This is a genomic window from Pseudomonas anguilliseptica (assembly GCF_900105355.1).
GTDB classification, from domain to species: Bacteria; Pseudomonadota; Gammaproteobacteria; order Pseudomonadales; family Pseudomonadaceae; genus Aquipseudomonas; species Aquipseudomonas anguilliseptica.
On record NZ_FNSC01000001.1, the window covers coordinates 2,848,533 to 2,875,357 of the forward strand.

Annotated in this window: 23 protein-coding genes; 22 read left to right on the forward strand and 1 reads right to left on the reverse strand. The window is 61.7% G+C overall.

The window, feature by feature from the left end:
* Nucleotide 1 precedes the first annotated feature (1 nt).
* The 15 genes from rsmH to lpxC all read left to right on the forward strand — a co-directional run bounded on the left by rsmH (nt 2) and on the right by lpxC (nt 17,327).
* Nucleotides 2-943 carry a 16S rRNA (cytosine(1402)-N(4))-methyltransferase RsmH gene (gene rsmH / locus BLW24_RS13945; RefSeq protein ID WP_208600177.1) on the forward strand — a complete coding sequence of 314 codons (942 nt, stop codon included), beginning with the start codon at nt 2-4 and terminating at the stop codon, nt 941-943.
* The gene (gene ftsL / locus BLW24_RS13950; RefSeq protein ID WP_090382315.1) at nt 940-1,233 is read left to right on the forward strand and encodes a cell division protein FtsL; all 294 of its coding nucleotides are present in this window, start codon (nt 940-942) and stop codon (nt 1,231-1,233) included. Before rsmH ends, ftsL begins: the two co-directional genes overlap by 4 nt.
* Nucleotides 1,230-2,972, forward strand: coding sequence for a peptidoglycan D,D-transpeptidase FtsI family protein (locus BLW24_RS13955; RefSeq protein WP_420874996.1), 1,743 nt, complete (start codon nt 1,230-1,232; stop codon nt 2,970-2,972). Before ftsL ends, BLW24_RS13955 begins: the two co-directional genes overlap by 4 nt.
* Nucleotides 2,972-4,435 carry a UDP-N-acetylmuramoyl-L-alanyl-D-glutamate--2,6-diaminopimelate ligase gene (locus tag BLW24_RS13960; protein WP_090382329.1) on the forward strand — a complete coding sequence of 488 codons (1,464 nt, stop codon included), beginning with the start codon at nt 2,972-2,974 and terminating at the stop codon, nt 4,433-4,435. The genes BLW24_RS13955 and BLW24_RS13960 overlap by 1 nt, the downstream gene beginning before the upstream one ends.
* A complete protein-coding gene (locus tag BLW24_RS13965; RefSeq protein WP_090382333.1) occupies nt 4,428-5,798 on the forward strand; it encodes a UDP-N-acetylmuramoyl-tripeptide--D-alanyl-D-alanine ligase in 1,371 nt (456 codons plus the stop codon). The genes BLW24_RS13960 and BLW24_RS13965 overlap by 8 nt, the downstream gene beginning before the upstream one ends.
* Nucleotides 5,798-6,880 carry a phospho-N-acetylmuramoyl-pentapeptide-transferase gene (mraY, locus tag BLW24_RS13970; protein WP_090382339.1) on the forward strand — a complete coding sequence of 361 codons (1,083 nt, stop codon included), beginning with the start codon at nt 5,798-5,800 and terminating at the stop codon, nt 6,878-6,880. The genes BLW24_RS13965 and mraY overlap by 1 nt, the downstream gene beginning before the upstream one ends.
* Nucleotides 6,881-6,901: 21 nt before the next feature.
* On the forward strand, nt 6,902-8,248 hold the full coding sequence (gene murD, locus BLW24_RS13975; protein WP_090382345.1) for a UDP-N-acetylmuramoyl-L-alanine--D-glutamate ligase: 1,347 nt from the start codon (nt 6,902-6,904) through the stop codon (nt 8,246-8,248).
* Nucleotides 8,248-9,474 (forward strand): putative lipid II flippase FtsW, encoded by a 1,227-nt coding sequence (gene ftsW, locus BLW24_RS13980; protein WP_090387742.1) that lies wholly within the window; start codon nt 8,248-8,250, stop codon nt 9,472-9,474. Before murD ends, ftsW begins: the two co-directional genes overlap by 1 nt.
* Nucleotides 9,464-10,534, forward strand: coding sequence for an undecaprenyldiphospho-muramoylpentapeptide beta-N-acetylglucosaminyltransferase (murG, locus tag BLW24_RS13985; protein WP_090382351.1), 1,071 nt, complete (start codon nt 9,464-9,466; stop codon nt 10,532-10,534). The genes ftsW and murG overlap by 11 nt, the downstream gene beginning before the upstream one ends.
* A 34-nt stretch (nt 10,535-10,568) precedes the next feature.
* Nucleotides 10,569-11,978: a UDP-N-acetylmuramate--L-alanine ligase gene (gene murC / locus BLW24_RS13990; protein ID WP_244161279.1), complete on the forward strand. Its 1,410-nt coding sequence runs from the start codon at nt 10,569-10,571 to the stop codon at nt 11,976-11,978.
* A complete protein-coding gene (locus BLW24_RS13995) occupies nt 11,975-12,925 on the forward strand; it encodes a D-alanine--D-alanine ligase (protein WP_090382359.1) in 951 nt (316 codons plus the stop codon). Before murC ends, BLW24_RS13995 begins: the two co-directional genes overlap by 4 nt.
* Before the next feature lie 3 nt (nt 12,926-12,928).
* Nucleotides 12,929-13,804: a cell division protein FtsQ/DivIB gene (locus BLW24_RS14000; RefSeq protein WP_090382364.1), complete on the forward strand. Its 876-nt coding sequence runs from the start codon at nt 12,929-12,931 to the stop codon at nt 13,802-13,804.
* A gap of 20 nt (nt 13,805-13,824) precedes the next feature.
* Entirely contained in the window at nt 13,825-15,072 is a 1,248-nt protein-coding gene (gene ftsA, locus BLW24_RS14005; RefSeq protein ID WP_090251236.1) for a cell division protein FtsA, read from the forward strand.
* Nucleotides 15,073-15,115: 43 nt separating this feature from the next.
* Entirely contained in the window at nt 15,116-16,303 is a 1,188-nt protein-coding gene (gene ftsZ, locus BLW24_RS14010) for a cell division protein FtsZ (RefSeq protein WP_090382370.1), read from the forward strand.
* 112 nt (nt 16,304-16,415) lie between these two features.
* A complete protein-coding gene (lpxC, locus tag BLW24_RS14015) occupies nt 16,416-17,327 on the forward strand; it encodes a UDP-3-O-acyl-N-acetylglucosamine deacetylase (RefSeq protein WP_090382376.1) in 912 nt (303 codons plus the stop codon).
* 83 nt (nt 17,328-17,410) lie between these two features.
* Here lpxC and BLW24_RS14020 read toward each other — a convergent pair whose 3' ends face one another.
* The gene (locus BLW24_RS14020; protein WP_090382381.1) at nt 17,411-17,866 is read right to left on the reverse strand and encodes a DUF721 domain-containing protein; all 456 of its coding nucleotides are present in this window, start codon (nt 17,864-17,866) and stop codon (nt 17,411-17,413) included.
* A gap of 81 nt (nt 17,867-17,947) precedes the next feature.
* Here BLW24_RS14020 and BLW24_RS14025 point away from each other — a divergent pair, with 81 nt between their 5' ends.
* From BLW24_RS14025 to BLW24_RS14055, 7 genes are all read left to right on the forward strand, one after another.
* A complete protein-coding gene (locus tag BLW24_RS14025; protein WP_090382388.1) occupies nt 17,948-18,883 on the forward strand; it encodes a M23 family metallopeptidase in 936 nt (311 codons plus the stop codon).
* A gap of 116 nt (nt 18,884-18,999) precedes the next feature.
* The gene (secA, locus tag BLW24_RS14030) at nt 19,000-21,732 is read left to right on the forward strand and encodes a preprotein translocase subunit SecA (protein ID WP_090382394.1); all 2,733 of its coding nucleotides are present in this window, start codon (nt 19,000-19,002) and stop codon (nt 21,730-21,732) included.
* Between the two features lie 137 nt (nt 21,733-21,869).
* Nucleotides 21,870-23,087 (forward strand): bifunctional glutamate N-acetyltransferase/amino-acid acetyltransferase ArgJ, encoded by a 1,218-nt coding sequence (gene argJ / locus BLW24_RS14035; protein WP_090382399.1) that lies wholly within the window; start codon nt 21,870-21,872, stop codon nt 23,085-23,087.
* 126 nt (nt 23,088-23,213) lie between these two features.
* Nucleotides 23,214-23,846 (forward strand): glutathione S-transferase family protein, encoded by a 633-nt coding sequence (locus tag BLW24_RS14040; RefSeq protein ID WP_090382406.1) that lies wholly within the window; start codon nt 23,214-23,216, stop codon nt 23,844-23,846.
* Nucleotides 23,843-24,784 (forward strand): Nudix family hydrolase, encoded by a 942-nt coding sequence (locus BLW24_RS14045; RefSeq protein ID WP_090382413.1) that lies wholly within the window; start codon nt 23,843-23,845, stop codon nt 24,782-24,784. The genes BLW24_RS14040 and BLW24_RS14045 overlap by 4 nt, the downstream gene beginning before the upstream one ends.
* Nucleotides 24,785-25,017: 233 nt before the next feature.
* Entirely contained in the window at nt 25,018-25,857 is an 840-nt protein-coding gene (locus BLW24_RS14050) for an HPP family protein (RefSeq protein WP_208600178.1), read from the forward strand.
* A gap of 54 nt (nt 25,858-25,911) precedes the next feature.
* Entirely contained in the window at nt 25,912-26,805 is an 894-nt protein-coding gene (locus BLW24_RS14055; RefSeq protein ID WP_090382416.1) for an RluA family pseudouridine synthase, read from the forward strand.
* Nucleotides 26,806-26,825: the final 20 nt, after the last annotated feature.

Here is a 26,825-nt window from a genome sequence, read left to right on the forward strand (position 1 = left end):
CATGACCAGCAATTTCCGCCACATCACTGTGCTACTCGACGAGGCTGTCGAAGGGCTGGCTGTGCGCGCGAATGGTTGCTACCTGGATGGCACCTTCGGGCGCGGCGGGCATAGTCGGCTGATCCTGGAAAAGCTCGGGCCAGATGGTCGCTTGCTAGGGTTTGACAAAGATCCCCTGGCAATCGCGACAGGGAATGCGCTGGCGGCCGAAGACGGCCGCTTTGTCGTTGTGCAGCGCAGCTTTGCCGAACTGGGCGACGAGCTGGCGCAACGCGCTCTAGGCGGCCAGGTCAGCGGCATTCTGCTCGATCTCGGCGTGTCCTCGCCGCAGCTGGATGACGCCGAGCGCGGCTTCAGCTTTATGAGCGACGGCCCGCTGGATATGCGCATGAATCCGGATGCTGGGGTCAGCGCGGCAGACTTCATTGCCAGCGCAACCGAAGAAGAAATTGCCCGGGTATTCAAGGAGTACGGTGAAGAGCGCTTCGCCAAGCGCATGGCCCGTGCCGTGGTGCTGCGTCGCGTCGAGCAGCCGTTTACCCGTACAGCTGATCTGGCTCAGGTGCTGACTGTTGCCAATCCAGCCTGGGAGAAGGGTAAGAATCCGGCGACTCGCGCCTTTCAAGGGCTGCGCATCTATATCAACAACGAGCTGGGTGATCTGGAGAGCGGCCTCGACGCTGCTTTGGAAAACCTCGAGGTGGGCGGCCGCCTGGTGGTGATCAGTTTCCATTCGTTGGAAGACCGCATCGTCAAACTCTTTATGCGCAAGCATGCCAAGGGCGAGATGGACAAGCTGCCGCGTGATCTGCCGATCATCCCGAAAGCTTTCGAGCCGCGCCTGAAACTGATTGGCAAGCCAGTGTTCGCTTCCGAGGCCGAGCTTGCGGCCAATCCGCGTTCGCGCAGCGCTGTGATGCGCATTGCCGAGAAAGTGCGATGAGCGCGCCCTTCGCCAAGCCATTGCCCGGTGGCAGCTTGCTGATGCTGCTGCTGTTTGTGGCTGTGCTGGTGTCTGCGGTAGGGGTTTCCTACAGCGCGCACTGGAACCGTCAACTGCTTAATAAGCTGTATGCCGAACTCAGCGTGCGCGACAAGGTGCAGGCTGAATGGGGGAGGCTGATCCTTGAGCAGAGCACCTGGACGGCGCATAACCGTATTGAAACCCTGGCCTCTGAACGCCTGAGTATGCTTATCCCGGATGCCGCCGAAGTACGCATGGTGGCGCCATGATGGGGCTTGAAGGCGCGCTCTATCCGTGGCGTTTCCGCCTGGTGCTGCTGCTGTTGGCACTCATGGTGGGCGCGATTGCCTGGCGTATTGTCGATCTGCAAGTGTTCGATCAGAGCTTCCTGCAGGCCCATGGCGACGCGCGCAGCGTGCGGCATATCCCGATTCCGGCGCACCGTGGGCTGATTACCGACCGCAATGGCGAACCTTTGGCCGTCAGCACGCCGGTGACCACTTTGTGGGCCAATGGCAAGGAGCTGCAGAGCGGCAAGGCCAAGTGGAATGAGCTGGCGGCCGCCTTGGGTCAAGAGCCAAAAGCCTTCAGCGTGCGCTTGCAGGCCAATGCCGAGCGCGAATTTATGTACCTGGTGCGCGGCCTGACGCCTGAGCAGGGCCAGCGCATTCTCGATCTGAAAGTACCAGGCGTGTACGGAATCGAAGAATTCCGTCGCTTCTATCCGGCTGGTGAGGTGGCCGCCCATGTGGTGGGCTTTACCGACATCGATGACCGCGGCCGCGAAGGCATGGAACTGGCCTTCGAGGATTGGCTGGCCGGCGTGCCTGGCAAGCGTCAGGTACTCAAGGATCGGCGCGGGCGGCTGATCAAGGACGTCCAGGTTGCACAGAATGCCAAGGCCGGTAAGGCCTTGGCATTGTCGATTGACCTGCGCCTGCAATACCTGGCCTACCGCGAACTGCGCAACGCCGTTACCGAGTTCGGCGCCAAGGCCGGCAGCCTGGTGCTGCTCGACGTGCAGACTGGTGAAGTGTTGGCCATGGTCAACCAGCCGACCTACAACCCGAACAACCGTCGCAACCTGCAGCCGGCTGCCATGCGCAACCGGGCGATGATCGATGTGTTCGAGCCTGGTTCGACCGTCAAGCCGTTCTCCATTGCCGCCGCCCTCGGTTCTGGCCGCTGGACCCCGGAAATGACCGTGGACACCGCGCCAGGCAGCCTGCGTATCGGCCGTTACACCATTCGTGACGTGTCGCGCGGCGGCGTGCTCAACCTGACTCAGATTCTGATGAGGTCGAGCAACGTCGGTATCAGCAAGGTGGCTTTCGATATCGGCGCCGAGCCGATTTACGCCGTGATGCAGCAGGTCGGCCTGGGCCAGGACACGGGCCTGAGCTTTCCCGGCGAGCGCGTCGGTAATCTGCCCAACTATCGCGTCTGGAAGCAGGCCGAGACCGCTACCCTGGCTTACGGCTACGGCCTTTCGGTGACCGCCGTGCAGCTGGCGCATGCCTACTCGGTGTTGGCCAATGACGGCAAGAACGTAAACCTGTCGATGGTGCGCCTGGATCGTCAGCCGGTTACTACCCAGGTGATTGACCAGCAGATCGCCAAAACCGTGCTTGGCATGCTCCAGTCCGTGGTTGAAGAACCGGGTGGCGGTGGTGCGCGTGCCAAGGTGCCGGGCTACCACGTCGGTGGCAAGAGCGGCACTGCACGTAAAGCCGCGACTGGCGGCAGCAAGGGCTATGTCGACAAGGCCTACCGGTCGTTCTTTGCCGGTGTTGCGCCCATTGATAACCCGCGTATCGCCGCCGTGATCATGATTGATGAGCCGAGCGAAGGTGGTTACTACGGCGGCCTGGTTTCCGCGCCGGTATTTGGCAAGGTCATGGCCGGTGCGCTGCGACTGATGAACGTCGCCCCGGACAACCTGCCGCCACCTGAGCCGGTCAAAGTTGAAACTGCAGCCGTTGATCCTCTTAAAGGAGGGCGTATCTGATGCCCATGCCCCTTAATCAGTTGCTGCCTGAAGCCGCCAGCTCGGCTCTGATTCGTGAATTGACCCTGGACAGCCGCAAGGTGCGCCCAGGTGACCTGTTTCTGGCCGTACCTGGCACCCAGCAGGATGGCCGCGTGCATATCGCTGATGCGGTTGCCCGTGGTGCTGCCGCCGTGGCCTATGAAGCCGAAGGCGCCGCTGTGATGACCGCGCACAGTGCCGAGCTGGTTGCGCTCAAAGGCCTGGCTAATCAGTTGTCGGCAATTGCCGGACGCTTCTATGGGGAGCCGAGCCGTGGCCTGCACCTGATTGGTATCACTGGCACCAATGGCAAAACCAGCGTCAGTCAGCTACTGGCTCAGGCACTGGATCTGCTTGGCGAGCGCTGCGGCATCGTCGGCACTCTGGGTAATGGTTTCTATGGCGCGCTGGAGCAAGGGCGTCACACCACACCAGACCCGATCGGCGTGCAGGCGACCCTGGCTGACATGAAAAACGCCGGTGCTCGCGCCGTGGCCATGGAGGTGTCGTCCCACGGCCTGCATCAGGGGCGCGTCGCGGCTCTGGCGTTCGATGTGGCGGTACTGACCAATCTGTCGCGCGATCACCTGGATTACCACGGTTCGATGCAGGCGTATGCCGAGGCGAAAGCTGCGTTGTTTGCCTGGTCGGGCCTGCGTTGCCGCGTGCTCAATCTGGACGACGCCTTTGGCCGTGAGCTGGCTGCTGCCGAGCACGAGTCGCGCCTGCTCAGTTACAGCCTGATCGACGCTGACGCCTACCTGTATTGCCGCGACGCACAGTTCGACGAGCAGGGCGTACGCGCGACCTTGGTCACCCCGCGTGGTGAAGGCAGCCTGCGCAGCTCGCTGCTTGGTCGCTTCAATCTGAGCAACCTGCTGGCAGTGGTCGGTGCGCTGCTCGGTCTGGATTACCCGCTGGATGAAATTCTCAAGGTGCTGCCACAGCTGCAGGGCCCGATTGGCCGTATGCAGCGCCTGGGCGGCGGTAAAAAGCCGCTGGTTGTGGTGGATTACGCACACACACCGGATGCTTTGGAAAAAGTCCTTGAAGCCCTGCGCCCGCACGTCAAAGGCCGTTTGCTGTGCCTGTTCGGCTGTGGCGGTGATCGCGACAGTGGCAAGCGCCCGCTGATGGCTGCGGTAGTCGAGCGTCTGGCCGATGGGGTGCTGGTGACCGATGACAACCCGCGCACCGAAGTACCTGCGCAGATTTTCAGCGATATTCGCGCCGGTTTTGCGGTGCCAGAGTCCGTGCAATTCGTCCATGGGCGTGGCCAGGCGATTGCTCAGTTGATTGCCGCTGCCAGTGCCGATGACGTGCTGGTCCTGGCTGGCAAGGGGCATGAGGATTATCAGGAAATCAACGGCGTGCGTCAGCCGTTCTCCGACCTGGTCGAGGCGGCTAACGCTTTGGCGGCATGGGAGGAGGCGCATGCTTAAGTCTCTGCGGTTGAGCGAAGTGGCTGCATCATTGGCTGCCCGGGTGATCGGTGCGGACGTCGCATTCAGCGCAGTCAGCAGTGACAGCCGTGCGATTCAGCCGGGTCAGCTGTTTGTCGCCCTCGCCGGTCCGCGCTTCGATGGCCATGACTACCTGGCTGAAGTCGCCGGCAAAGGCGCAGTGGCGGCCCTGGTCGAGCGTGAAGTCGTCGGTGCACCCCTGCCGCAACTGCTGGTCGCCGATACCCGTCTGGCCCTCGGTCAACTGGGGGAGCTGAATCGTCAGGCGTTCACCGCGCCACTGGTCGCCATTACCGGTTCCAGCGGCAAGACCACCGTGAAAGAAATGCTCGCCAGCATCTTGCGCGAGGGCCTGCAGGGCCCGGTGCTGGCCACCCGCGGCAACCTCAATAATGACCTTGGTGCGCCGTTGACCCTGCTGGAGCTGGCGCCTGAGCATGTCGCTGCAGTGATCGAACTGGGCGCCAACCATGTCGGCGAAATCGCCTACACCGTCGGCCTGACCCAGCCGCAGGTGGCCGTCATCAACAATGCCGGTAACGCTCATGTCGGCGAGTTTGGCGGCCCGGAAAAGATTGTCGAAGCCAAGGGCGAAATCCTCGAAGGCCTGAGCGACAGCGGCGTGGCCGTGCTCAACCTCGACGACAGCGCCTTTGCTATCTGGCAGCTGCGCGCCCAGGGCCGTGCGGTCAGCAGTTTCGCTCTGCGCAATCCGGCTGCTGACGTTTATGCTCGCGAACTCGCTCGCGATGCCCGTGGCTGCTCAGCCTTTACCCTGCACTGCGCCAGCGGTCAGGCACGTATTCAGCTCAATCTGCTCGGCGAGCACAACGTCGCCAATGCCCTGGCTGCTGCGGCTGCTGCCCAGGCGCTGGGCCTGGCCCCTGCGGCGATCAAGGCCGGGCTGGAAAGTCTGCAGCCGGTCAAGGGGCGCGCCGTTGCTCAGATCGCAGCGAACGGCCTGCGGGTTATCGACGACAGCTACAACGCCAATCCGGCATCCGTCTGTGCAGCCATCGATATCCTCGCCGGCTTCCCTGGTCGCCGCGTGCTGGTGCTGGGCGATATCGGCGAGTTGGGCGAATGGGCCGAGCAAGGCCATCGCCAGGTCGGCAGTTATGCCGTTGGCAAGGTTGACGCGCTGTATGCCGTCGGCCCGCTGATGGCTTACGCAGTGGCTGAGTTTGGCGCGGCGGCTCGGCATTTTACCGACCAGGCCAGCCTGATTGCTGCGCTGCAAGGCGAGCAGGGCGGCACCACCCTTCTAATTAAAGGTTCACGCAGTGCGGCAATGGAAAAAGTCGTCGCGGCGCTGTGTGGCACATCCGGGGAGATTCACTAATGCTGCTGCTGCTGGCGGAATACCTGCAACAGTTCCACAAGGGTTTCGCAGTGTTTCAGTACCTGACACTGCGCGGCATCCTCGGCGTGCTCACCGCTTTGGCGCTATCGTTGTGGCTCGGCCCGTGGATGATCCGCACCCTGCAGATTCGCCAGATCGGCCAGTCGGTGCGTAACGACGGCCCGCAGTCGCACCTGTCGAAGAAGGGCACGCCAACCATGGGTGGCGCGCTGATTCTCTCGGCCATCGCCGTCAGCACCCTGCTCTGGGCTGACCTGTCCAACCGCTATGTCTGGGTGGTGTTGGCCGTCACCCTGCTGTTTGGTGCCATCGGCTGGGTCGACGACTACCGCAAGGTGATCGAAAAGAACTCGCGGGGCCTGCCAAGCCGCTGGAAGTACTTCTGGCAGTCGGTGTTCGGTCTGGGGGCAGCCCTGTTCCTTTATATGACCGCGCAAAGCCCGGTGGAAACCACCCTGATCCTGCCGATGCTCAAGGATTTCGGTCTGGAACTGGGGCTGGGCTTCGTGGTGCTGACCTACTTTGTGATCGTCGGCTCGAGCAACGCGGTCAACCTGACTGACGGCCTCGATGGCCTGGCCATTCTGCCCACCGTGATGGTTGGCGGCGCGCTGGGGATCTTCTGCTACCTGTCAGGCAACGTGAAGTTCGCCGAATACCTGTTTATTCCCTATGTACCGGGCGCGGGTGAGCTGATTGTGTTCTGCGCCGCCCTGGTCGGTGCGGGTCTCGGTTTTCTCTGGTTTAACACCTACCCGGCACAGGTGTTTATGGGCGATGTCGGCGCGCTGGCGCTGGGCGCGGCCCTGGGCACCATCGCGGTGATCGTTCGCCAGGAAGTGGTGCTGTTCATCATGGGCGGCATCTTTGTGGTGGAAACCCTGTCGGTGATCATCCAGGTCGCCAGCTTCAAGCTGACCGGCAAGCGCGTGTTCCGCATGGCGCCGATCCATCACCACTTTGAACTGAAAGGCTGGCCCGAGCCGCGCGTAATCGTGCGCTTCTGGATCATCACCGTGATTCTGGTGCTGATCGGTCTTGCCACCCTGAAACTGCGTTGAGGACTGAGGATTTATAACAGCATGACCCTGATCGCTTCTGACCACTTCCGCATCGTTGTCGGCCTCGGCAAGAGCGGCATGTCCCTGGTGCGCTTCCTCGCGCGCCAGGGCCTGCCGTTTGCCGTGGTCGACACCCGTGCCAACCCGCCGGAACTCGCCACCTTGCGTGAGCAGTTCCCGCAGGTGGAAGTGCGTTGTGGCGAACTGGATGTGGAGTTCCTCTGCCGCGCCAGTGAGCTGCTGGTCAGCCCGGGTCTGGCCATCGCCACGCCGGCGCTGCAGGCGGCTGCTGCGCGCGGGGTCAAGCTGTCGGGTGATATCGACCTGTTCGCCCGTTATGCCAAGGCACCGATCGTGGCGATTACCGGTTCCAACGCCAAAAGCACTGTGACCACCCTGGTTGGCGAAATGGCCGCAGCGGCCGGTAAGAAGGTCGCCGTCGGCGGCAATCTGGGCACCCCGGCGCTGGATCTGCTGAATGATGAGATCGAGCTGTATGTCATGGAGCTGTCGAGCTTCCAGCTGGAAACCACCGACCAGCTCAACGCTGAAGTGGCGACCTGCCTGAACATCAGCGAAGACCACATGGATCGCTACGCCGACCTGCCGGCCTATCACCTGGCCAAGCACCGTATCTTCCGCGGCGCGCGGCAGGTGGTGGTGAACCGCGACGACGCGCTGTCGCGTCCGCTGGTGGCCGATCAACTGCCATGCTGGTACTTCGGTCTGGGCAAACCGGACTTCAAGCGTTTCGGTTTGCTTGAAGAAGATGGCGAGAAATCCCTGGCGTACCAGTTCGCTGCGCTGCTGCCGGTGCGTGAACTGAAGATTCGTGGTGCACACAACCAGTCCAACGCCCTCGCAGCGCTGGCTTTGGGCCATGCAGTGGGCCTGCCGTTCGAGCCGATGTTGGCCACTCTCAAGCAGTTCGCTGGCCTGCCGCATCGCTGCCAATGGGTTGGCGAGCGTAATGCCGTGAGCTACTACGACGACTCCAAGGCCACCAACGTCGGCGCAGCGCTGGCTGCCATCGAAGGCTTGGGCGCGGATATCAGCGGCAAGCTGGTGCTGATCGCTGGGGGCGATGGCAAGGGTGCGGATTTCTCGGCGCTGAAGGCACCAGTCGGCAAGTTCTGCCGCGCCGTGGTGCTGCTTGGCCGTGATGCGGAGTTGCTGGCTGAGGCGCTGGGCGACGCCGCCCCGCTGGTCCGGGTCAAGACCCTGGAAGAGGCTGTACAACGTGCCGCCGAGTTGGCTGAACAGGGCGATGCCGTGCTGCTGTCGCCGGCCTGCGCCAGCCTGGATATGTTCAAGAATTTCGAAGAGCGCGGGCGTCTGTTCGCCCAGGCCGTGGAGGGGTTGCAATGATGCTTGCCCGTCTGCTCGCCGCAGCTTCGCCGCTGCATACCCGTCGCGGTATCGACCTGGATTTCCCGCTGTTGGCCGGTTGCCTGGCGCTGCTCGGCTTGGGCCTGGTGATGATTGCCTCGGCCTCTTCGGAAGTGGCAGCTGTGCAGTCGGGTAACCCGCTGTATCACATGATCCGTCACCTGATTTATCTGGCCATTGGTACCGTTGCTGCACTGGCAACCCTGATGGTGCCGATGTCACTGTGGCAGCGTTACAGCGGCATGCTGCTGCTGGCGGCGGTGGTGTTGCTGATTCTGGTACTGCTGCCGGGCATCGGCCGTGAGGTCAACGGTGCCAAGCGCTGGATCGGCCTGGGCGTGTTCAACCTGCAGCCGTCCGAGTTGGCCAAACTGTTTAGTGTGATGTTTATCGCCGCCTACCTGGTGCGCCGTCAGGAAGAAGTGCGTGAGAAGCTCACCGGCTTTATCAAACCGATGCTGGTGCTGGGCCCGATTGCTGCGCTGCTGCTTGCCGAGCCGGACTTCGGTGCCACTGTGGTACTGGTTGGCGCGGCCATCGCCATGCTGTTCCTCGGGGGGGTCAACCTGCTGCGCTTTATTCCGCTGGCGGCCTGCGTACTCGGCCTTGGCGTGCTGGTGATGACCAGTCAGGCCTATCGCCTGGAGCGCCTGACCAACTTTGTCGACCCCTGGGCTGACCAGTACGGCGCCGGTTACCAATTAAGCCAGGCGCTGATTGCCTTCGGTCGTGGCGAGTGGTTCGGCGTTGGCCTGGGTAACAGCGTGCAGAAGCAGTTCTACCTGCCGGAAGCGCATACCGACTTCGTGTTTGCCGTGCTGGCCGAAGAGCTGGGCATGGTTGGCGCACTGATCACCGTAGCCCTGTTCGTTTTCGTTAGTGTGCGCGCCCTGTATATCGGCCTGTGGGCGGAGAAGGCCAAGCAGTTTTTCTCGGCCTATGTGGCCTACGGCCTGGCGTTTCTATGGATCGGCCAGGTGCTGATCAATATCGGCGTGAACGTTGGCCTGCTGCCGACCAAGGGGCTGACCCTGCCATTCCTCAGCTACGGCGGCAGCTCGCTGGTGATCTGCTGCGTCAGTCTGGCGTTGTTGCTGCGTATCGAGTGGGAGCGGCGCACCCAGCTGGGAAGCGAGGACGTCGACTTCAAAGAATCAGATTTCTTCGAAGGCCAGTCCGCCGAGGAGGTTCAGCATGCGCGGTAATGTGCTGATCATGGCCGGTGGTACCGGTGGGCATGTATTCCCGGCGCTGGCCTGCGCCCGCGAGTTCAAGGCGCGTGGTTACAGCGTGCATTGGCTGGGTACGCCGCGTGGTATTGAGAATGAACTGGTGCCGGCGGCTGGTCTGCCAATGCATCTGATCGATGTCACTGGCCTGCGTGGCAAGGGCAAGCTGTCGCTGCTGAAAGCACCGTTCCAGCTGCTTAAGGCGCTGTTCCAGGCGCGCAAGGTCATGCGCGAGCTGCAGCCAGTGTGTGTGCTGGGTATGGGTGGTTATGTCACTGGCCCCGGCGGCCTGGCCGCGCGGATGAGTGGCGCGCCGCTGATCATCCACGAGCAGAACGCCGTTGCCGGTACTGCCAACCGCAGCCTGGTGCCATTCGCCAGCCGTGTGTGCGAAGCCTTCCCGAATACCTTCGGCAACAGCGCCAAGCGCTGCACCACCGGCAACCCGGTGCGTGAAGAGCTGTTCCTGGAAACCCCGCGTGATTCGCTGCGTAATCGTCAGCCGCGTTTGCTGGTGCTGGGCGGCAGCCTGGGCGCCGAACCGCTGAATAAATTGCTGCCCGAAGCCCTGGCGCTGGTGGCGGCTGAGCTGCGCCCTGAAGTCTTCCATCAGGCCGGCAAGCAACATGACGCGATTACCACTGAACGCTATGCCGCGGTTGGCGTCGAAGCGACCGTTGCGCCGTTTATCAAGGACATGGCGCGGGCCTACGCCTGGGCCGACCTGGTGGTGTGCCGGTCCGGCGCGCTGACCGTCAGCGAGCTGGCCGCCGCCGGCCTGCCGGCGTTCCTGTTGCCGCTGCCGCACGCGATCGACGATCACCAGACCCGCAATGCCGATTATCTGGCCAGTGCCGGCGCTGCCGTACTGCTGCCACAACGTTCCACTGACGCCGCCAAGCTGGCCGCGCAGCTGACCGAGGTTTTGATGCACCCCGAACAACTTACTCAAATGGCGCAGACGGCTCGTCGCCTGGCCAAGCCCGATGCAACCTGCACCGTTGTCGATATCTGCCTGGAGGTGGCCCGTGGCTAAGTCTCCCGCCGCTGCACGTTCGGAAATCCGCCGGATGCGCCGCATTCGCCGTATCCACTTCGTTGGCATCGGTGGTGCCGGCATGTGCGGTATCGCCGAAGTGCTGCTCAACCTGGGTTATGAAGTCTCCGGCTCCGACCTCAAGGCCTCGGCCGTGACCGAGCGCCTGGAAACCTTCGGCGCGCAGATCTTTATCGGCCATCGTGCCGAGAACGCTGAACAGGCCGATGTGCTGGTGGTCTCCAGCGCGGTAAATACCAGCAATCCAGAGGTTGCCACGGCCCTTGAGCGTCGCATCCCGGTGGTGCCGCGCGCCGAGATGCTGGCTGAGCTGATGCGCTATCGCCACGGTATTGCCGTGGCTGGTACCCATGGCAAGACCACCACCACCAGCCTGCTGGCCTCGGTGTTCGCTGCTGGCGGCCTGGACCCGACGTTCGTCATCGGTGGCCGGCTGAATGCTGCCGGCACCAACGCCCAGCTGGGCAGCAGCCGTTACCTGATCGCCGAAGCCGATGAGAGTGACGCCAGCTTCCTGCACCTGCAGCCGATGGTCTCGGTGGTCACCAATATCGACATGGACCACATGAGCACCTATGGCGGTGACTTCAACAAGTTGAAGAAGACCTTCATCGAGTTCCTCCACAACCTGCCGTTCTATGGGCTGGCGGTGATGTGTGTGGACGACCCGATCGTGCGCGAAATTCTCCCGCAGGTAGCCCGTCCGACTGTGACCTACGGCTTTGACGAGGGCGCCGATGTGCGTGCAATCAATGTGCGCCAACAGGGCATGCAAACCTTCTTCACCGTGCTGCGCCGCGACCGCGAGCCGCTGGATGTATCGGTGAACATGCCGGGCAACCACAACGTGCTCAACGCCCTGGCCACCATCGCCATCGCCAGCGACGAAGGCATCAGCGATGAAGCCATCGTCCAGGGCCTGTCGGGCTTCCAGGGTGTGGGTCGACGCTTTCAGGTTTACGGTGAACTGCCGGTGGATGGCGGCAGCGTGATGCTGGTCGACGATTACGGCCACCACCCGCGTGAAGTCGCGGCGGTGATCAAGGCCGTGCGTGGTGGTTGGCCGGAGCGCCGGCTGGTGATGGTCTATCAGCCGCACCGCTTCAGCCGCACCCGCGACTTGTATGACGATTTCGTGCAGGTGCTCGGTGATGCCCAGGTGCTGTTGCTGATGGACGTCTACCCGGCCGGTGAGGCGCCGATTCCGGGTGCCGACAGCCGCAACCTGTGCCACAGCATCCGTCAGCGCGGCCAGCTCGACCCGATCTATATCGAGCGCGGTGTGGACCTCGCACCCATCGTCAAGCCGCTGCTACGCGCTGGCGACATTCTTCTCTGCCAAGGTGCCGGCGATATCGGCGGCCTGGCTCCGCAACTGTTGCAAAGTCCGCTGTTCGCGGCAGCTGAAGGTAAGACGAAATGAGTGCTGCCAGTCTGCAATCACAATTTCCGGTCAGCGCCTTCGGACGTGTGGCCGTGCTGTTCGGCGGCAAGAGCGCCGAGCGTGACGTCTCGCTGAAGTCCGGCAATTCCGTACTGCAAGCGCTGTTGGACGCGGGCGTGGATGCGTTCGGCATCGACGCGGGTGATGACTTGCTGCAGCGCCTGACGGCCGAGAAAATTGATCGCGCCTTTATCGTGCTGCACGGCCGTGGTGGCGAAGACGGCTCGATGCAGGGCCTGCTCGAATGCGCGGGGATTCCTTACACCGGCAGCGGGATCCTGGCTTCGGCGCTGGCCATGGACAAGCTACGCACCAAGCGCGTGTGGCTGAGCCTCGGCCTGCCGACCCCGGCCCACGCTGCGCTGGCTTATGAAGCTGATTGCCATGCGGCGGCTGCCGAACTGGGCTTCCCGTTGTTCGTCAAGCCGGCCCATGAGGGCTCGAGCATTGGTATGGCCAAGGTGGGCGATGTCGACGCGCTGATCGCCGCCTGGAAGGACGCCAGCCGTTACGACTCGCAGGTGCTGGTCGAGCAGATGATCGCCGGCCCCGAGTTCACCATCGCCATGCTGCGTGGCCAGGTGTTGCCGCCGATTGCTTTGGGCACGCCGCACAGCTTCTACGACTACGACGCCAAGTACCTGGCCAATGACACCCAGTACCGCATTCCGTGCGGCCTCTCGGCGGAGAAGGAAGCCGAGCTGAAAGACCTCACCGCCCGTGCCTGTGAAGCGGTCGGTACCCAGGGCTGGGCCCGCGCCGACGTGATGCAAGACGCCGACGGCAAGTTCTGGCTGCTGGAAGTCAACACCGTGCCGGGCATGACCGATCACAGCCTGGTGCCGATGGCGGCTCGCGCTGCGGGTCTGGACTTTCAACAACTGGTGTTGGCGATTCTGGCCGACAGCCTTGAGGCACGGGGTTAAGTCATGACGGCCACCTTGCGTCACCAGCCAGGCTCGAACCGCGCTCCCGTGCGCGGCAAGCCTGCGCAGCGCGGCGCCAGCCGTTTGGTGGCCAAGGAACCGATCAGCCTGCGCATGAGCCTGCCGAAAGCCCGTTTCACAGGTATGGGCAGCTGGCTGAAGCGCCTGACCTGGCCGCTGTTGCTGCTGGCGTTGGGCTACGGCACCTATGAGCTGTCGTTGCGCGCGCTGCCCTATGCCGACCAGCCGATTGCGCGGATCAGCGTTGAGGGTGACCTCAGCTACGTCAATCAGCAGGCCGTGCAGGAGCGTATTGCGCCTTATGCCAGTGCGAGCTTTTTCAGTGTCGACTTGCTCAGCCTGCGCCGTGAGCTCGAACTGATGCCGTGGATCGCCAGTGCCCAGGTGCGCCGCGTATGGCCGGATCAGCTGGTGGTGCGTCTGGAAGAACAACTGCCGATTGCCCGCTGGGGCGATGAGGCACTGCTGAATAATCAGGGCGAGGCGTTCGCGCCGCTGGAACTGGCGAATTACCCACACCTGCCGCAGCTGTATGGCCCCAAGCGTGCGCAGCAGCAGGTAATGCAGCAATACCAGGTGCTCAGCCAGATGCTTCGACCCATGGGCTTTTCCGTGGCGCGGCTGGAGTTGCGTGAGCGCGGCAGCTGGTTTCTCTCCACCGGGCAGGGCATCGAACTGCTGCTGGGGCGTGACCATTTGGTGGAAAAAATGCGGCGCTTCACGGCCATTTATGACAAGGCCCTGAAAGAGCAACAAGCGAATATCGCGCGGATCGATCTGCGTTATGCCAACGGCCTGGCCGTGGCATGGCGTGAGCCGGTAGCGCCCACGGCGGCACCAACCGCTGTCGTGCAGTGAATCAGGAGAAGGCAAGAGCCATGGCAAACGTGCAGAGCGGCAAGATGATCGTCGGCCTCGACATCGGTACCTCCAAGGTGGTGGCGCTGGTCGGTGAAGTGAATGCGGACGGCCAACTGGAAATTGTCGGCATCGGCACCCATCCGTCGCGCGGCCTGAAAAAAGGCGTGGTGGTGAATATCGAATCCACTGTGCAGTCGATTCAACGCGCCGTCGAAGAAGCCCAGTTGATGGCCGGCTGCCGTATTCACTCGGCCTTCGTCGGTGTGGCCGGCAACCATATCCGTAGCCTCAACAGTCACGGCATCGTCGCTATTCGTGATCGCGAAGTGAGCCCTGCGGATCTGGAGCGCGTACTCGATGCCGCCCAGGCCGTGGCCATTCCGGCTGACCAGCGTGTGCTGCACACTCTGCCGCAGGATTATGTGATCGATAACCAGGAAGGCGTGCGTGAGCCGCTGGGCATGTCCGGTGTGCGTCTGGAAGCCAAGGTGCACGTGGTCACCTGCGCGGTAAATGCCGCGCAGAACATCGAGAAGTGCGTGCGCCGCTGCGGTCTGGAAGTCGACGACATCATCCTCGAGCAGCTGGCCTCGGCTTATGCGGTATTGACCGACGACGAGAAAGAGCTGGGCGTGTGCCTGGTCGACATTGGTGGCGGCACCACCGACATCTGCATCTTTACCGAAGGCGCGATCCGTCACACCGCGGTTATCCCGATTGCTGGCGATCAGGTCACCAACGACATCGCCATGGCTCTGCGTACGCCGACTCAGTACGCCGAAGAAATCAAGATCCGTTACGCCTGTGCCCTGGCCAAACTGGCCGGTGCCGGCGAAACCATCAAAGTGCCGAGTGTCGGCGACCGTCCGCCGCGCGACCTGTCGCGCCAGTCCCTGGCTGAAGTGGTTGAGCCGCGCTACGACGAGCTGTTCACCCTGATTCAGGCCGAACTGCGCCGCAGTGGCTACGAAGACCTGATCCCGGCGGGCATCGTCCTCACCGGCGGTACGGCGAAGATGGAAGGCGCGGTGGAACTGGCCGAAGAGATTTTCCATATGCCGGTTCGCCTGGGCGTGCCGCAAGGCGTCAAGGGCCTGGCCGATGTGGTGCGTAACCCGATTTATTCCACAGGCGTGGGCCTGTTGCTGTACGGACTGCAGAAGCAGGCTGACGGCATCTCCATGTCTGCGCTTGGCAGCTACAGCGATGAACCCAAACAACCTGTGCTGGAACGGCTGAAACGCTGGGTCCAGGGCAATTTCTGATTTTGCAGTAGGCGTTACAACTAGAAAGTAAAGGAGAGGGAAAATGTTTGAACTCGTAGACAGCGCACCAACAAGTGCAGTCATCAAGGTCATTGGCGTGGGCGGCGGCGGCGGTAATGCGGTCAACCACATGGCGAAAAACAACATTGAAGGTGTGGAGTTCATCTGCGCCAACACGGATGCACAAGCACTGAAAAACATTGGTGCACGTACTGTTCTGCAGCTAGGCACTGCAGTGACCAAAGGCCTCGGCGCGGGTGCCAATCCAGAAGTCGGCCGTCAGGCGGCCATGGAAGACCGTGAGCGTATCGCTGAAGTGCTGCAAGGCACCGATATGGTCTTTATCACCACCGGCATGGGCGGCGGTACCGGTACCGGTGCAGCCCCAGTAATTGCTCAGGTGGCCAAGGAAATGGGCATCCTCACCGTTGCTGTGGTGACCCGTCCGTTCCCGTTCGAAGGCAAGAAGCGCATGCTGATCGCCGAAGAAGGTATCCGCGCGCTGTCGGAAAGTGTCGACTCGCTGATCACCATCCCGAACGAAAAACTGCTGACCATCCTCGGTAAGGATGCCAGCCTGCTGTCGGCTTTCGCCAAGGCTGACGATGTACTGGCCGGTGCCGTGCGCGGTATCTCCGACATCATCAAGCGTCCGGGAATGATCAACGTCGACTTCGCCGACGTGAAAACCGTGATGAGCGAAATGGGCATGGCGATGATGGGCACCGGCTGCGCCAGCGGTCCGAACCGCGCACGTGAAGCTACCGAAGCGGCGATCCGCAACCCGCTGCTGGAAGACGTCAACCTGCAAGGTGCGCGCGGCATCCTGGTGAACATCACCGCCGGTCCTGACCTGTCCCTGGGTGAGTACTCCGACGTGGGTAACATCATCGAGCAGTTCGCCTCCGAGCACGCCACCGTCAAGGTCGGCACCGTGATCGATCCGGACATGCGCGACGAGCTGCACGTCACTGTAGTTGCCACTGGTCTGGGTGCGCGTATCGAGAAGCCGGTCAAGGTTATCGACAATACTGTGCAAGTTTCTGCCAGCACTGGCAGCAACGCAGCAGCCCCGGCGCGCGCCGAACAGAGCGTCAATTACAAGGACTACGAGCGTCCGACCGTTCAGCGTCAAAGCCACGGCGGGGCTGCCACTGCGGCCAAGCTGAACCCGCAGGATGACCTGGATTACCTGGACATCCCGGCGTTCCTGCGTCGTCAGGCCGATTGATGAAATGTATCAGGAGTATTGGGGTGATTGGTGTTCAGCAAAGGCCGGTTCTGCTATCATCGCCGGCCATTGTTGAAAACAATTCGCAACTAGTGCTATAGCGGCCAAAGCCATGATCAGACAACGCACCCTGAAGAACATTATCCGCGCCACTGGCGTCGGCCTGCATTCCGGGGAAAAGGTATACCTGACCCTGAAGCCGGCACCCGTGGACACCGGTATCGTGTTCCGTCGTACCGACTTGAACCCTGTCGTGGAAATTCCCGCGCGCGCAGGTAATGTTGGTGAAACCACCATGTCGACCACGTTGGTCAATGGTGATGTCAAGGTGGATACGGTAGAGCACCTGCTTTCGGCCATGGCTGGCCTGGGCATCGATAACGCCTACGTCGAGCTCTCCGCGTCCGAAGTACCGATCATGGATGGCAGTGCGGGTCCCTTTGTATTCCTGATTCAATCTGCTGGTTTGCAAGAGCAGGATGCCCACAAGCAGTTCATCCGCATCCTTCGTGAAGTGACAGTTGAAGAGGGCGACAAGCGCGCCACCTTCGTGCCTTTCGAAGGGTTCAAGGTGACCTTCGAGATCGATTTCGATCATCCGGTGTTCCGCAATCGCACCCAGTCGGCCAGCGTGGACTTTTCTAGCACCTCGTTTGTGAAAGAAGTCAGCCGCGCTCGCACCTTCGGCTTTATGCGTGATATCGAGTTCCTGCGTTCACAGAACCTGGCACTCGGCGGCAGCGTAGATAACGCCATCGTGGTAGATGAGTTCCGCGTGTTGAACGAAGACGGCCTGCGTTACGAGGACGAGTTCGTCAAACACAAGATTCTCGATGCGATCGGTGACCTTTACCTGCTGGGTAACAGCCTGATTGGCGAGTTCAAGGGGTTCAAATCGGGGCATGCGTTGAATAATCGCCTGCTGCGCACCCTGATCGAGCAGCCTGATGCATGGGAGGTCGTCACCTTTGACGATCCCAACACTGCGCCAATCTCTTACATGCGCCCGGTTGCGGCCGTGTAACGCAATACCCTCCTTACTTTGCTTTTCGAGGCCACCTTCGGGTGGCCTCTTTTTTGCCTAAATCTTAGCGGCCATCCATGCGCTTATTCACTGGCCTTGCCATGTTTGGCGAGGCGCTCCAGGGCCGCACGTAGTTTGGGGTCGCTGATGCCGTCGGCGGTGGCTTGGATGTTTTCTGCGGCGCTGTTGGATAGGCTGATTGTGCGACCCGGTGCACGCCTTTCGGCAGTCGGAGGTTGCACCTTGAACAGAATCTTCGTTAAGGTCGCGAATTCTTCGAGTGCCTGCAGCTGTTTCAATAAGCGTTTTTGTTGATAGCGCAGGCGCGTGGCCCAGTGGCCGTCGGTGATTATCAGCAACAGGCAACCCTCGCGCCATGACGCCACATGGCAGTGTTCGCGAGCAGCAGGTTGCAGCTGGCTTTCCAGTAGGTGCTGCAGACGATCAATGCGTTGCGCTTGATTGAACAGCGCCTTCAGGGGTTTCGCTTCGCGCAACAGCGCGGCGGGAGCCCGGGCCGGCAAAGGACGAAAAGTCATGGCAGGACGCCTGAAAAAGTGGAGCCGCCATGGTAGCAGAATCGCTGCTGCCAACTGACGCTTCACCATTAGGGGAAGGCCGTGCACATCATTCTACTTAGTCGGCATCACGGTGCCGCACGTTCACTCAGTCTGGATCTGCGTTGGTTGTTGCTGGCGTTGCTGGCGTTGCTGCTTGCACTCGGCGCGGCATTGGCCAGCGGTGTGGCTGTGGGGGCCTGGTGGGCTCCGGCCACGGTTGCGGTTCAGGATGACTCGAAAATCAATCAGGTACTGGATGAACAGCGTGCCGAGGTGGGGGCTGTGCGTCTGGATGCGCAGCGCCAGCTGGATGCATTCGCTGTGCACGTGGCCGAGCTGCAGGCGCGTCTGACTCGCCTGGATGCGCTGGGCGCACGTCTGGCCGAGCTGGCTGATCTGGATGCCAGCGAATTCGATTTTTCGCTTAACGTTGGCCAGGGTGGTGCGGAAGATGCCTTGGGCGATGCGGCTTATGCACCGCCACCTTTTATGGATGAGCTGGATCAGCTGAGCCTGCGTCTGGACAGTCGCGAGCAGTTGCTGGAGGTGCTTGAGCAGTTGATTGGTGACCGCCAGTTGAGTGAAGCCGAGTATCTCTCCGGCATGCCGGTGCGGCATGGCTATATGTCCTCGCCATTCGGTCGCCGCGTGCACCCACTGACCGGGCGCAAAACCCAGCATAAAGGTGTCGACTTTGCTGCCAAGCCGGGTAGTGATGTGGTCGCTGTCGCTGCTGGCGTGGTGAGCTTTTCAGGGGTCAAATCGGGCTATGGCAATGTGATAGAGGTCAGTCATGCCGATGGCTATACAACGCTGTATGCGCACAACAAGCAGAATATCGTGCAGATTGGTGATCTTGTGCAGCGCGGCCAGACCATTGCCAAGGTCGGCCGCAGCGGTCGCGCCAGTGGTTACCATGTGCACTTCGAGGTAACCAAGGATGGCCGAGTGGTCAATCCAGCCAGCTATATAGCCCGGGTCAACGACGTCGAATAACGCCGCTTTCCTCGTTTGCGTTTCCGGGTAGAATGCCCCTTCGCACGCAGCCATAAAGGCTGCATGGGTCGCTGTTCAGCCGCCCTCAATCCATACGCCTGGAAGATCCTGTCGATATGTTTGCGCCTTTGTTGAAAAAACTCTTTGGAAGCAAGAACGAGCGTGAAGTCAAACGCATGCTCAAGGCGGTACAAGCCGTCAATGCCTTCGAGGAGCAGATGCTTGCCCTTTCCGATGAGCAACTGCGTGCCAAGACGGAGGAGTTCAAATCCCGTCTGGCCAAAGGCGAAACCCTCGACCAGCTTCTTCCGGAAGCCTTTGCCGTGTGCCGTGAAGCTGGTAAGCGCGTCATGGGCATGCGCCACTTCGATGTGCAGCTGATCGGTGGTATGACCCTGCACGAAGGCAAGATCGCCGAGATGCGCACCGGCGAGGGTAAGACCCTGGTGGCAACCCTGGCGGTGTACCTCAATGCGCTGTCCGGCAAGGGCGTGCATGTGGTCACGGTCAACGATTACCTGGCCCGTCGCGACGCCAACTGGATGCGTCCGCTGTATGAATTCCTCGGAATGAGCGTGGGTATCGTTACCCCCTTTATGCCGCCGGAAGAGAAGCGCGAAGCCTACGCCGCCGATATCACCTACGGCACCAACAACGAATTTGGTTTCGATTACCTGCGCGACAACATGGCCTTCAGCCTGGAAGAAAAATTCCAGCGCGAGCTGAATTTCGCCGTGATCGACGAAGTTGACTCCATTCTGATCGACGAAGCGCGCACCCCGCTGATCATCTCCGGCCAGGCCGAAGACAGTTCGCGCCTGTACACCGAGATCAACAAGCTGATCCCGCGCCTCAAGCTGCACGTTGAGGAAGAGGAAGGCGTGGTCACCCAGGAAGGCCACTACAAGGTCGACGAGAAGGCGCGCCAGGTCGAGCTGAACGAAGCGGGCCACCAGTACGTTGAAGAGATGCTCACCGAAGTCGGCTTGCTGGTCGAGGGCGAGAGCCTGTATTCGGCGCATAATCTGGGCCTGCTGACCCACGTCTATTCGGGTCTGCGTGCGCACAAGTTGTTCAACCGCAACGTTGAATACATCGTGCAGAACAATCAGGTGCTGCTGATCGACGAACACACCGGCCGCACCATGCCCGGCCGTCGTCTGTCTGAAGGCCTGCACCAGGCGATCGAAGCCAAAGAAGGCCTGCCGATTCAGGCCGAGAGCCAGACCCTGGCCTCGACCACCTTCCAGAACTACTTCCGTCTTTACACCAAACTGTCCGGCATGACCGGTACAGCGGATACCGAGGCGTTCGAGTTCCATCAGATTTACGGTCTGGCAGTGATCGTCATTCCGACCAATCGTGCCCTGGCGCGTAAGGACTTCAATGACCTGGTCTACCTGACCGCGGACGAGAAGTACGCCGCCATCGTCACCGACATCAAGGAAAGCATGGCCCTGGGGCGTCCGGTGCTGGTCGGTACGGCCACCATCGAAACCTCCGAGCACATGTCCAAGCTGCTCAGTCAGGAAGGCATCGAGCACAAGGTGCTTAACGCCAAGTTTCATGAGAAGGAAGCGGAAATCATTGCCCAGGCCGGTCGCCCGGGCGCGCTGACCATTGCCACCAACATGGCGGGTCGTGGTACCGACATCCTCCTGGGCGGCAACTGGGAAGTTGAAGTGGCCAGCCTGGAAAACGCCACACCTGAGCAGATCGCGCAGATCAAGGCCGATTGGCAGAAGCGTCATCAGCAGGTGATCGAGTCGGGCGGCCTGCATGTGATCGCCTCCGAGCGTCACGAATCGCGTCGTATCGATAACCAGTTACGTGGTCGTGCCGGCCGTCAGGGTGACCCGGGTTCCAGCCGTTTCTACCTGTCGCTGGAAGACAGCCTGATGCGCATCTTTGCCTCGGATCGGGTGAAGAACTTTATGAAGGCCCTGGGCATGCAGTCCGGTGAAGCCATCGAACACCGCATGGTCAGCAACGCCATCGAAAAAGCCCAGCGCAAGGTTGAAGGGCGTAACTTCGACATGCGTAAGCAGCTGCTGGAATTCGACGACGTGGCCAACGAGCAGCGCAAAGTGATCTATCACATGCGCAACACGCTGCTAGCTGCCGACAACATCGGCGAAACCATTGCCGAGTTCCGTCAGGAAGTGCTGGATCACACCATCAACCAGCATATTGCTCCGCAATCGCTGCCTGAGCAGTGGGATATCGCCGGCCTGGAAGAAACGCTGTACAGCAGCTTCAACCTGCGTCTGCCGATTCAGCAGTGGCTCGATGATGACCACAAGCTGTACGAAGAGACCCTGCGTGCACGGATTCTTGAAGAGCTGGTCAACGCGTACAACGAGAAAGAAAACGAAGCCAGCGCCGAAGCCCTGCGCACTTTCGAGAAGCAGATTCTACTGCGCGTCCTCGACGATCTGTGGAAAGACCACCTGTCGACCATGGATCACCTGCGTCACGGTATTCACCTGCGCGGCTATGCGCAGAAGAACCCCAAGCAGGAATACAAGCGCGAGTCTTTCACCCTGTTCCAGGAACTGCTGGATTCGATCAAGCGCGACACCATCCGCGTGCTGTCGCATGTGCAGGTGCGCCGTGAAGACCCGGCTGAAGAAGAGGCTCGCCTGCGTCGTGAGGCCGAAGCATTGGCCGAGCGCATGCAGTTCCAGCACGCCGAAGCCTCGGCGCTGCTGCCGCAAGCCGCCGAAGAAGAGGGTGATGTAGCGGTTGCCGTGGCGCCGGTGCGCACCGAGCCGAAGATCGGCCGCAATGAGCCGTGCCCCTGTGGTTCCGGCAAGAAGTACAAGCACTGCCACGGCCAGGTTAGTTAAACAGTCCGTGTAGAGCGGGTTGAGCCGACAGTGAAGTTGGCTATGCTTGGCCCAACTTGATTAACGCCGCGAACGGTCTGACCGCTCGCGGCGTTTTACCATCGCAATCAGTCCTACCACCTCAAGGAGCGTTCTCTATGGCTGTTGGTCTTGGCCCGTTGTCTACCCTGCACCCGGTTCCAGGTTTCGAACTGGGCATCGCTTCGGCGGGCATCAAGCGCCCAGGGCGCAAGGATGTGGTAGTGATGCGATGTGCCGAAGGCTCCAGCGTAGCGGGTGTGTTCACCCTCAATGCGTTCTGCGCCGCGCCGGTGATTCTGGCCAAGAAACGTGTGCTGGGCAGCGTGCGTTACCTGCTGACCAATACCGGTAACGCCAACGCAGGCACCGGCGAGCCTGGCCTGCAGAATGCCGCGCGCACTTGTGCTGCTCTGGCTCAGCTGGCTGGTGTGGATGAAGGCGCTGTGCTGCCGTTCTCCACCGGGGTGATTGGTGAGCCGCTGCCGGTCGAGAAGATCGAAGGGGCATTGCAGGCGGCTCTCGACGACTTGTCCGAGAACCACTGGGCCGAAGCCGCCACCGGCATCATGACCACTGACACCCTGCCCAAGGGCGCCAGCCGCCAGTTTGTCCACGATGGCGTCACCGTCACCGTGACCGGCATCAGCAAAGGCGCTGGGATGATCAAGCCGAACATGGCGACCATGCTCGGTTATATCGCCACCGACGCCAAGGTCGCCCAGGCCGTGCTGCAAGACCTGCTGCGCGATGCGGCGAACAAGTCGTTCAACCGCATCACCATCGACGGCGATACCTCGACCAACGACTGCTGCATGCTGATTGCTACCGGCAAGGCCGCCTTGCCGGAAATCAGCCAGGCCAGCGGCGACCTGTTCGCCAAACTCAAGGAAGCGGTATTCAGCGTGTGCATGGATGTGGCCCAGGCCATCGTGCGCGACGGTGAAGGCGCGACCAAGTTCGTCACCGTGCAGGTCAATGGCGGTGCAACCCATCAGGAGTGCCTGGACGTCGGTTATGCCGTAGCCCATTCGCCGCTGATCAAGACCGCACTGTTTGCTTCTGACCCGAACTGGGGGCGCATTCTCGCCGCCGTGGGCCGCGCTGGCGTGGCGCAGCTGGATGTCAGCCTGATCGACGTATTCCTCGGTGACGTGTGCATCGCCAGCCGTGGTTGCCGCGCCACCAGCTACACCGAAGAGCAGGGCGCGGCGGTAATGGCCAAGGAAGAGATCACCATCCGCATCGAGCTGGGCCGCGGTGGTTGCAGTGAGACGATCTGGACCACCGATCTGTCCCACGAGTACGTGAAGATCAACGCCGAGTACCGCACCTGATCCGTCACGTACCGGCTGTTTGACGCCCCGCATTCCCGTTGTTCATGCCCCCATGAGCAACGGGAATTTGCTATTGCGCCAGTCGCCTTTTAAGGTCATTCGACCTTCCCGCAGCGAGCGCAGCCCATGTCACTTACTCTGGTTATCGGCGACAAAACCTATTCGTCCTGGTCGCTGCGTGCGGCGCTGGCCCTGGAGCTGAGCGGCGCGCCCTATACCGAACAGCTGATTACCCTGAACCGGCCTGATACTCGCGCGCGGATTCTGCAGCACTCGCCGACCGGCAAGGTGCCGCTGCTGATCAGCGACGATGGCGCCATCTGGGATTCCCTGGCGATTGGCGAATACCTGGCCGAGTGCTTTCCCGCTGCCCAGTTGTGGCCGCAAGCCCGGGCGGCTCGCGCACTGGCACGCAGTGCCTGCGCCGAGATGCACAGCGGCTTTGTCGCGCTACGCAGCCATCTGCCGATGGATCTCAAGCGCAATCAGGCGTTGACGACGATACCGGCCGATGTCGTGGCCGATATTCAGCGCATCTGTGCGCTGTGGGTCGAGTGCCGGCAGCGCTTTGGAAAGGAAGGCGGCTTCCTGTTTGGCCAGCCAACCCTGGCTGATGCCTTCTTTGCTCCGGTGGCGGCGCGTCTGCGCGGTTATCAGGTGACGCTGCCGGCAGAGGCTGCCGCCTATGTCGAGACGATCTATCAGTGGCCGGCGTTTCAGCGCTGGTACCAAGCTGCCCAGGAGGAACATTTGGCGTGAAACGTATTCATGTGGCCGCAGCAGTTATTCGCGGTGTGGATGGGCAGATACTGCTCGCCAAGCGTCCTGATGATAAGCACCAGGGCGGCCTCTGGGAGTTTCCTGGCGGCAAGGTCGAGGCCGACGAAACGGTACAGGCGGCCCTGGCCCGTGAGCTGGAAGAGGAGCTGGGCATCCACCCAAGCGCCGCACGGCCGCTGATTCAGGTGCGCCACGATTACCCGGACAAGCAGGTGCTGCTGGATGTCTGGGAGGTCTCGGCCTTTACCGGTGAGCCCCATGGCGCTGAAGGTCAACCGCTGGCCTGGGTCAGCCCTCGGCAGTTGGGCGATTATGAGTTTCCCGCCGCCAATCGACCGATTGTCGCGGCCGCACGTTTGCCCGAGCGTTATCTGATTACCCCCGAGGGACTGAGCGGGCCCGAGCTGCTGCGCGGTATCCTGGCTGCCCTGAAGAGCGGCATTCGCCTGCTGCAACTGCGCGCTCCGGCGATGTTCGATGCGCAGTACCGCGACATTGCCGTGGATGCTCTCGGCCTCTGTGCGGGCAAGGCGCAGCTGATGCTCAAGGGACCGTTGGAGTGGCTGGGCGACTTTCCCGCTGCCGGCTGGCACCTGACGGCGCAGCAGTTGCGTGACTTGAGTGCTGGCGGTCGACCATTTCCGGAGCAGCGCTGGCTGGCGGCTTCCTGCCATGGCGCGCAGGAATTGGAGCTGGCCACACAGATGGGCGTGGATTTCATCACCCTGTCACCCGTGCAGCCGACTCAGACTCATCCCGATGCGCAGCCGCTGGGTTGGGCGCAGGTTGCCGAGCTGTTGCAGGGCTTCAATCAGCCGGCCTACTTGCTGGGCGGCGTTACCCCGGCCGATGCAGAGCGCGCCTGGCAGGTCGGGGCTCAGGGTGTGGCGGGGATTCGCGCGTTCTGGCCGGAGTAACTGCCACCTGCGAGTAAAGGGCGTTATAGTCGCGCCCTCAAATGGTGCGTTACAGGTGAGCGGTTGACGGTGCAAAGCATCAAGGCGTGGTTGAAGGGCTTTTGGCCTGCGCCCATGGCGGTCAGTCTGAATGAGCGGGCGCTGAGCTGTGTCGGCGCGGTGCTGGGACTGCTGTTCAGTGGTTGGCTTTGTCATGAGGTGCTGGGCAGTGCCAGCCCCTGGCTGATTGCACCATGGGTGCGTCTGCGGTGCTGCTGTTCGCCGTGCCGGCCAGCCCTCTGGCGCAGCTCTGGTCGGTTCTCGCCGGCAACCTGTTTTCCGCGCTGATTGGGGTGACCTGCGCCACCTGGCTCGGTCACGACGCATGGGTGGCCGCCTTAGCGGGCGGCTTGGCGATTGCCGGAATGTTTGCCTTGCGCTGTCTGCATCCACCCGGAGGCGCGGTGGCGCTGACAGCGGTGCTGGCCGGGCCAGAAGTGGCCCAGCTGGGTTACCACTTTGCCCTCTACCCGGTGGGGTTGAACTCTGTTGGTCTGCTGCTGATCGCGCTGCTGTTCAATAACGCCTTGCGCCGGCAATACCCGCATCGTCCGCTTGAGCATGGCAATGTGCACAAGACCCGTGATCCGATCCCCCGTGATCGTCTGGGCTTCACCCAGGCGGACCTGGATGCGGTGCTCAAGGCGCGCGGCGAGTTGCTCGATATTTCCCGCGAAGACCTGGAAGAGATTCTCCTGCAAACCGAGGCGCGATTGAGCTTGCATCAGCACCGGCTAAGCGCCATGCCTGTGCTCAACGCGCAGGGCGAATTGCAGGGCATGCTCAGCCTGCATGACCTGTTGCTGGCCGACGCCGATACGCAGACGGTCAGTCAATGTATGCAGCGCCAGGTGCCGACCTGTCGCGCCGACTGGCCGGTGACCTATCTGCTGCAGATGCTCGCGGATAGCGACGTGCATCGGCTTCCCGTCGTCGATGATCAGCGCCAGTTGCTGGGCATTGTCAGCCAGTCCGATCTGCTGGCGGCGCTTTTTCGCATGTCATTGCAGGGTTCCGCGCCGGTCGCGGGTTAAGCGCGGGCCTGGGGTATCCTGTGTCCTTCCGCTGCCTGGTTGTTAAGAGTGTTCATGTCTGTAGAAGTCCGTTCCCCGTCGAATATGCGCCCCAGTACCCTGCATTTGCCGCGTGGCAACTGGGCGACGGTGTTCGAGTGCCTGTGTGCGCACTTCCCGGCGATTGCCCCGGCGGTGTGGCAGGAGCGGATCGCCCGTGGCCGGGTGCTGGACGCGCAGGGTCAGCCGTTCGATATGGCCTCGGTTTACCATGAAGGGCTCAAGGTGCATTACTTTCGCGAGGTGCCGGTAGAGACGCCGATTCCTTTTGAAGAAACCGTACTGCATGTCGATGAACACTTGCTGGTGGCGGATAAACCGCATTTTCTGCCGGTGATGCCCGCCGGCGAATACGTCGAGCAGACCTTGCAGGCGCGCTTGGCCAAGCGTCTGGGCAATGCCGATCTGGTGCCACTGCACCGGATTGATCGGCACACCGCCGGTCTGGTGCTGTTTTCCACCAATCGGCAGAGCCGTGGTCAGTACCAGGCGCTGTTTCGCCTGCGGCAGATGAACAAGTGCTACGAGGCGCTGGCGGCGGCCTTGCCGCAGCTGGATTTCCCGTTGCTGCGGGCGACGCGGCTGGAGGGCGCCGAGCCGTTTTTCCGCATGCAGGAAGTGGCCGGGGAGGCCAATACGGAAACCCGTATCGAGGTCGCCCAGCGTCTGGGCGAACACTGGCTGTACCGGTTGTATCCGGTCACCGGCAAGAAGCATCAGCTGCGCGTGCATTTGGCCGCACTGGGCGCGCCGATTCTCAATGACCCGTTCTACCCCGAGGTCACCGATGCGCCCGATGCAGCGGATGACTACAGCAAACCGCTCAAGTTGCTGGCCCGTGGGCTGAGCTTTATCGACCCGCTAAGCGGCGAGCGGCGTAGCTTCGAAAGCCAGCTCAGTCTGCTCTGAAGGCGAAAACAGCGTTATCC

Bases quoted from the DNA above. Each gene is read 5' to 3' on its own strand.
- rsmH (WP_208600177.1), top strand. From the start codon at position 2: ATGACCAGCAATTTCCGCCACATCACTGTGCTACTCGACGAGGCTGTC.
- ftsL (WP_090382315.1), top strand. From the start codon at position 940: ATGAGCGCGCCCTTCGCCAAGCCATTGCCCGGTGGCAGCTTGCTGATG.
- BLW24_RS13955 (WP_420874996.1), top strand. From the start codon at position 1,230: ATGATGGGGCTTGAAGGCGCGCTCTATCCGTGGCGTTTCCGCCTGGTG.
- BLW24_RS13960 (WP_090382329.1), top strand. From the start codon at position 2,972: ATGCCCATGCCCCTTAATCAGTTGCTGCCTGAAGCCGCCAGCTCGGCT.
- BLW24_RS13965 (WP_090382333.1), top strand. From the start codon at position 4,428: ATGCTTAAGTCTCTGCGGTTGAGCGAAGTGGCTGCATCATTGGCTGCC.
- mraY (WP_090382339.1), top strand. From the start codon at position 5,798: ATGCTGCTGCTGCTGGCGGAATACCTGCAACAGTTCCACAAGGGTTTC.
- murD (WP_090382345.1), top strand. From the start codon at position 6,902: ATGACCCTGATCGCTTCTGACCACTTCCGCATCGTTGTCGGCCTCGGC.
- ftsW (WP_090387742.1), top strand. From the start codon at position 8,248: ATGCTTGCCCGTCTGCTCGCCGCAGCTTCGCCGCTGCATACCCGTCGC.
- murG (WP_090382351.1), top strand. From the start codon at position 9,464: ATGCGCGGTAATGTGCTGATCATGGCCGGTGGTACCGGTGGGCATGTA.
- murC (WP_244161279.1), top strand. From the start codon at position 10,569: ATGCGCCGCATTCGCCGTATCCACTTCGTTGGCATCGGTGGTGCCGGC.
- BLW24_RS13995 (WP_090382359.1), top strand. From the start codon at position 11,975: ATGAGTGCTGCCAGTCTGCAATCACAATTTCCGGTCAGCGCCTTCGGA.
- BLW24_RS14000 (WP_090382364.1), top strand. From the start codon at position 12,929: ATGACGGCCACCTTGCGTCACCAGCCAGGCTCGAACCGCGCTCCCGTG.
- ftsA (WP_090251236.1), top strand. From the start codon at position 13,825: ATGGCAAACGTGCAGAGCGGCAAGATGATCGTCGGCCTCGACATCGGT.
- ftsZ (WP_090382370.1), top strand. From the start codon at position 15,116: ATGTTTGAACTCGTAGACAGCGCACCAACAAGTGCAGTCATCAAGGTC.
- lpxC (WP_090382376.1), top strand. From the start codon at position 16,416: ATGATCAGACAACGCACCCTGAAGAACATTATCCGCGCCACTGGCGTC.
- BLW24_RS14020 (WP_090382381.1), bottom strand. From the start codon at position 17,866: ATGACTTTTCGTCCTTTGCCGGCCCGGGCTCCCGCCGCGCTGTTGCGC.
- secA (WP_090382394.1), top strand. From the start codon at position 19,000: ATGTTTGCGCCTTTGTTGAAAAAACTCTTTGGAAGCAAGAACGAGCGT.
- argJ (WP_090382399.1), top strand. From the start codon at position 21,870: ATGGCTGTTGGTCTTGGCCCGTTGTCTACCCTGCACCCGGTTCCAGGT.
- BLW24_RS14040 (WP_090382406.1), top strand. From the start codon at position 23,214: ATGTCACTTACTCTGGTTATCGGCGACAAAACCTATTCGTCCTGGTCG.
- BLW24_RS14050 (WP_208600178.1), top strand. From the start codon at position 25,018: ATGGGTGCGTCTGCGGTGCTGCTGTTCGCCGTGCCGGCCAGCCCTCTG.
- BLW24_RS14055 (WP_090382416.1), top strand. From the start codon at position 25,912: ATGTCTGTAGAAGTCCGTTCCCCGTCGAATATGCGCCCCAGTACCCTG.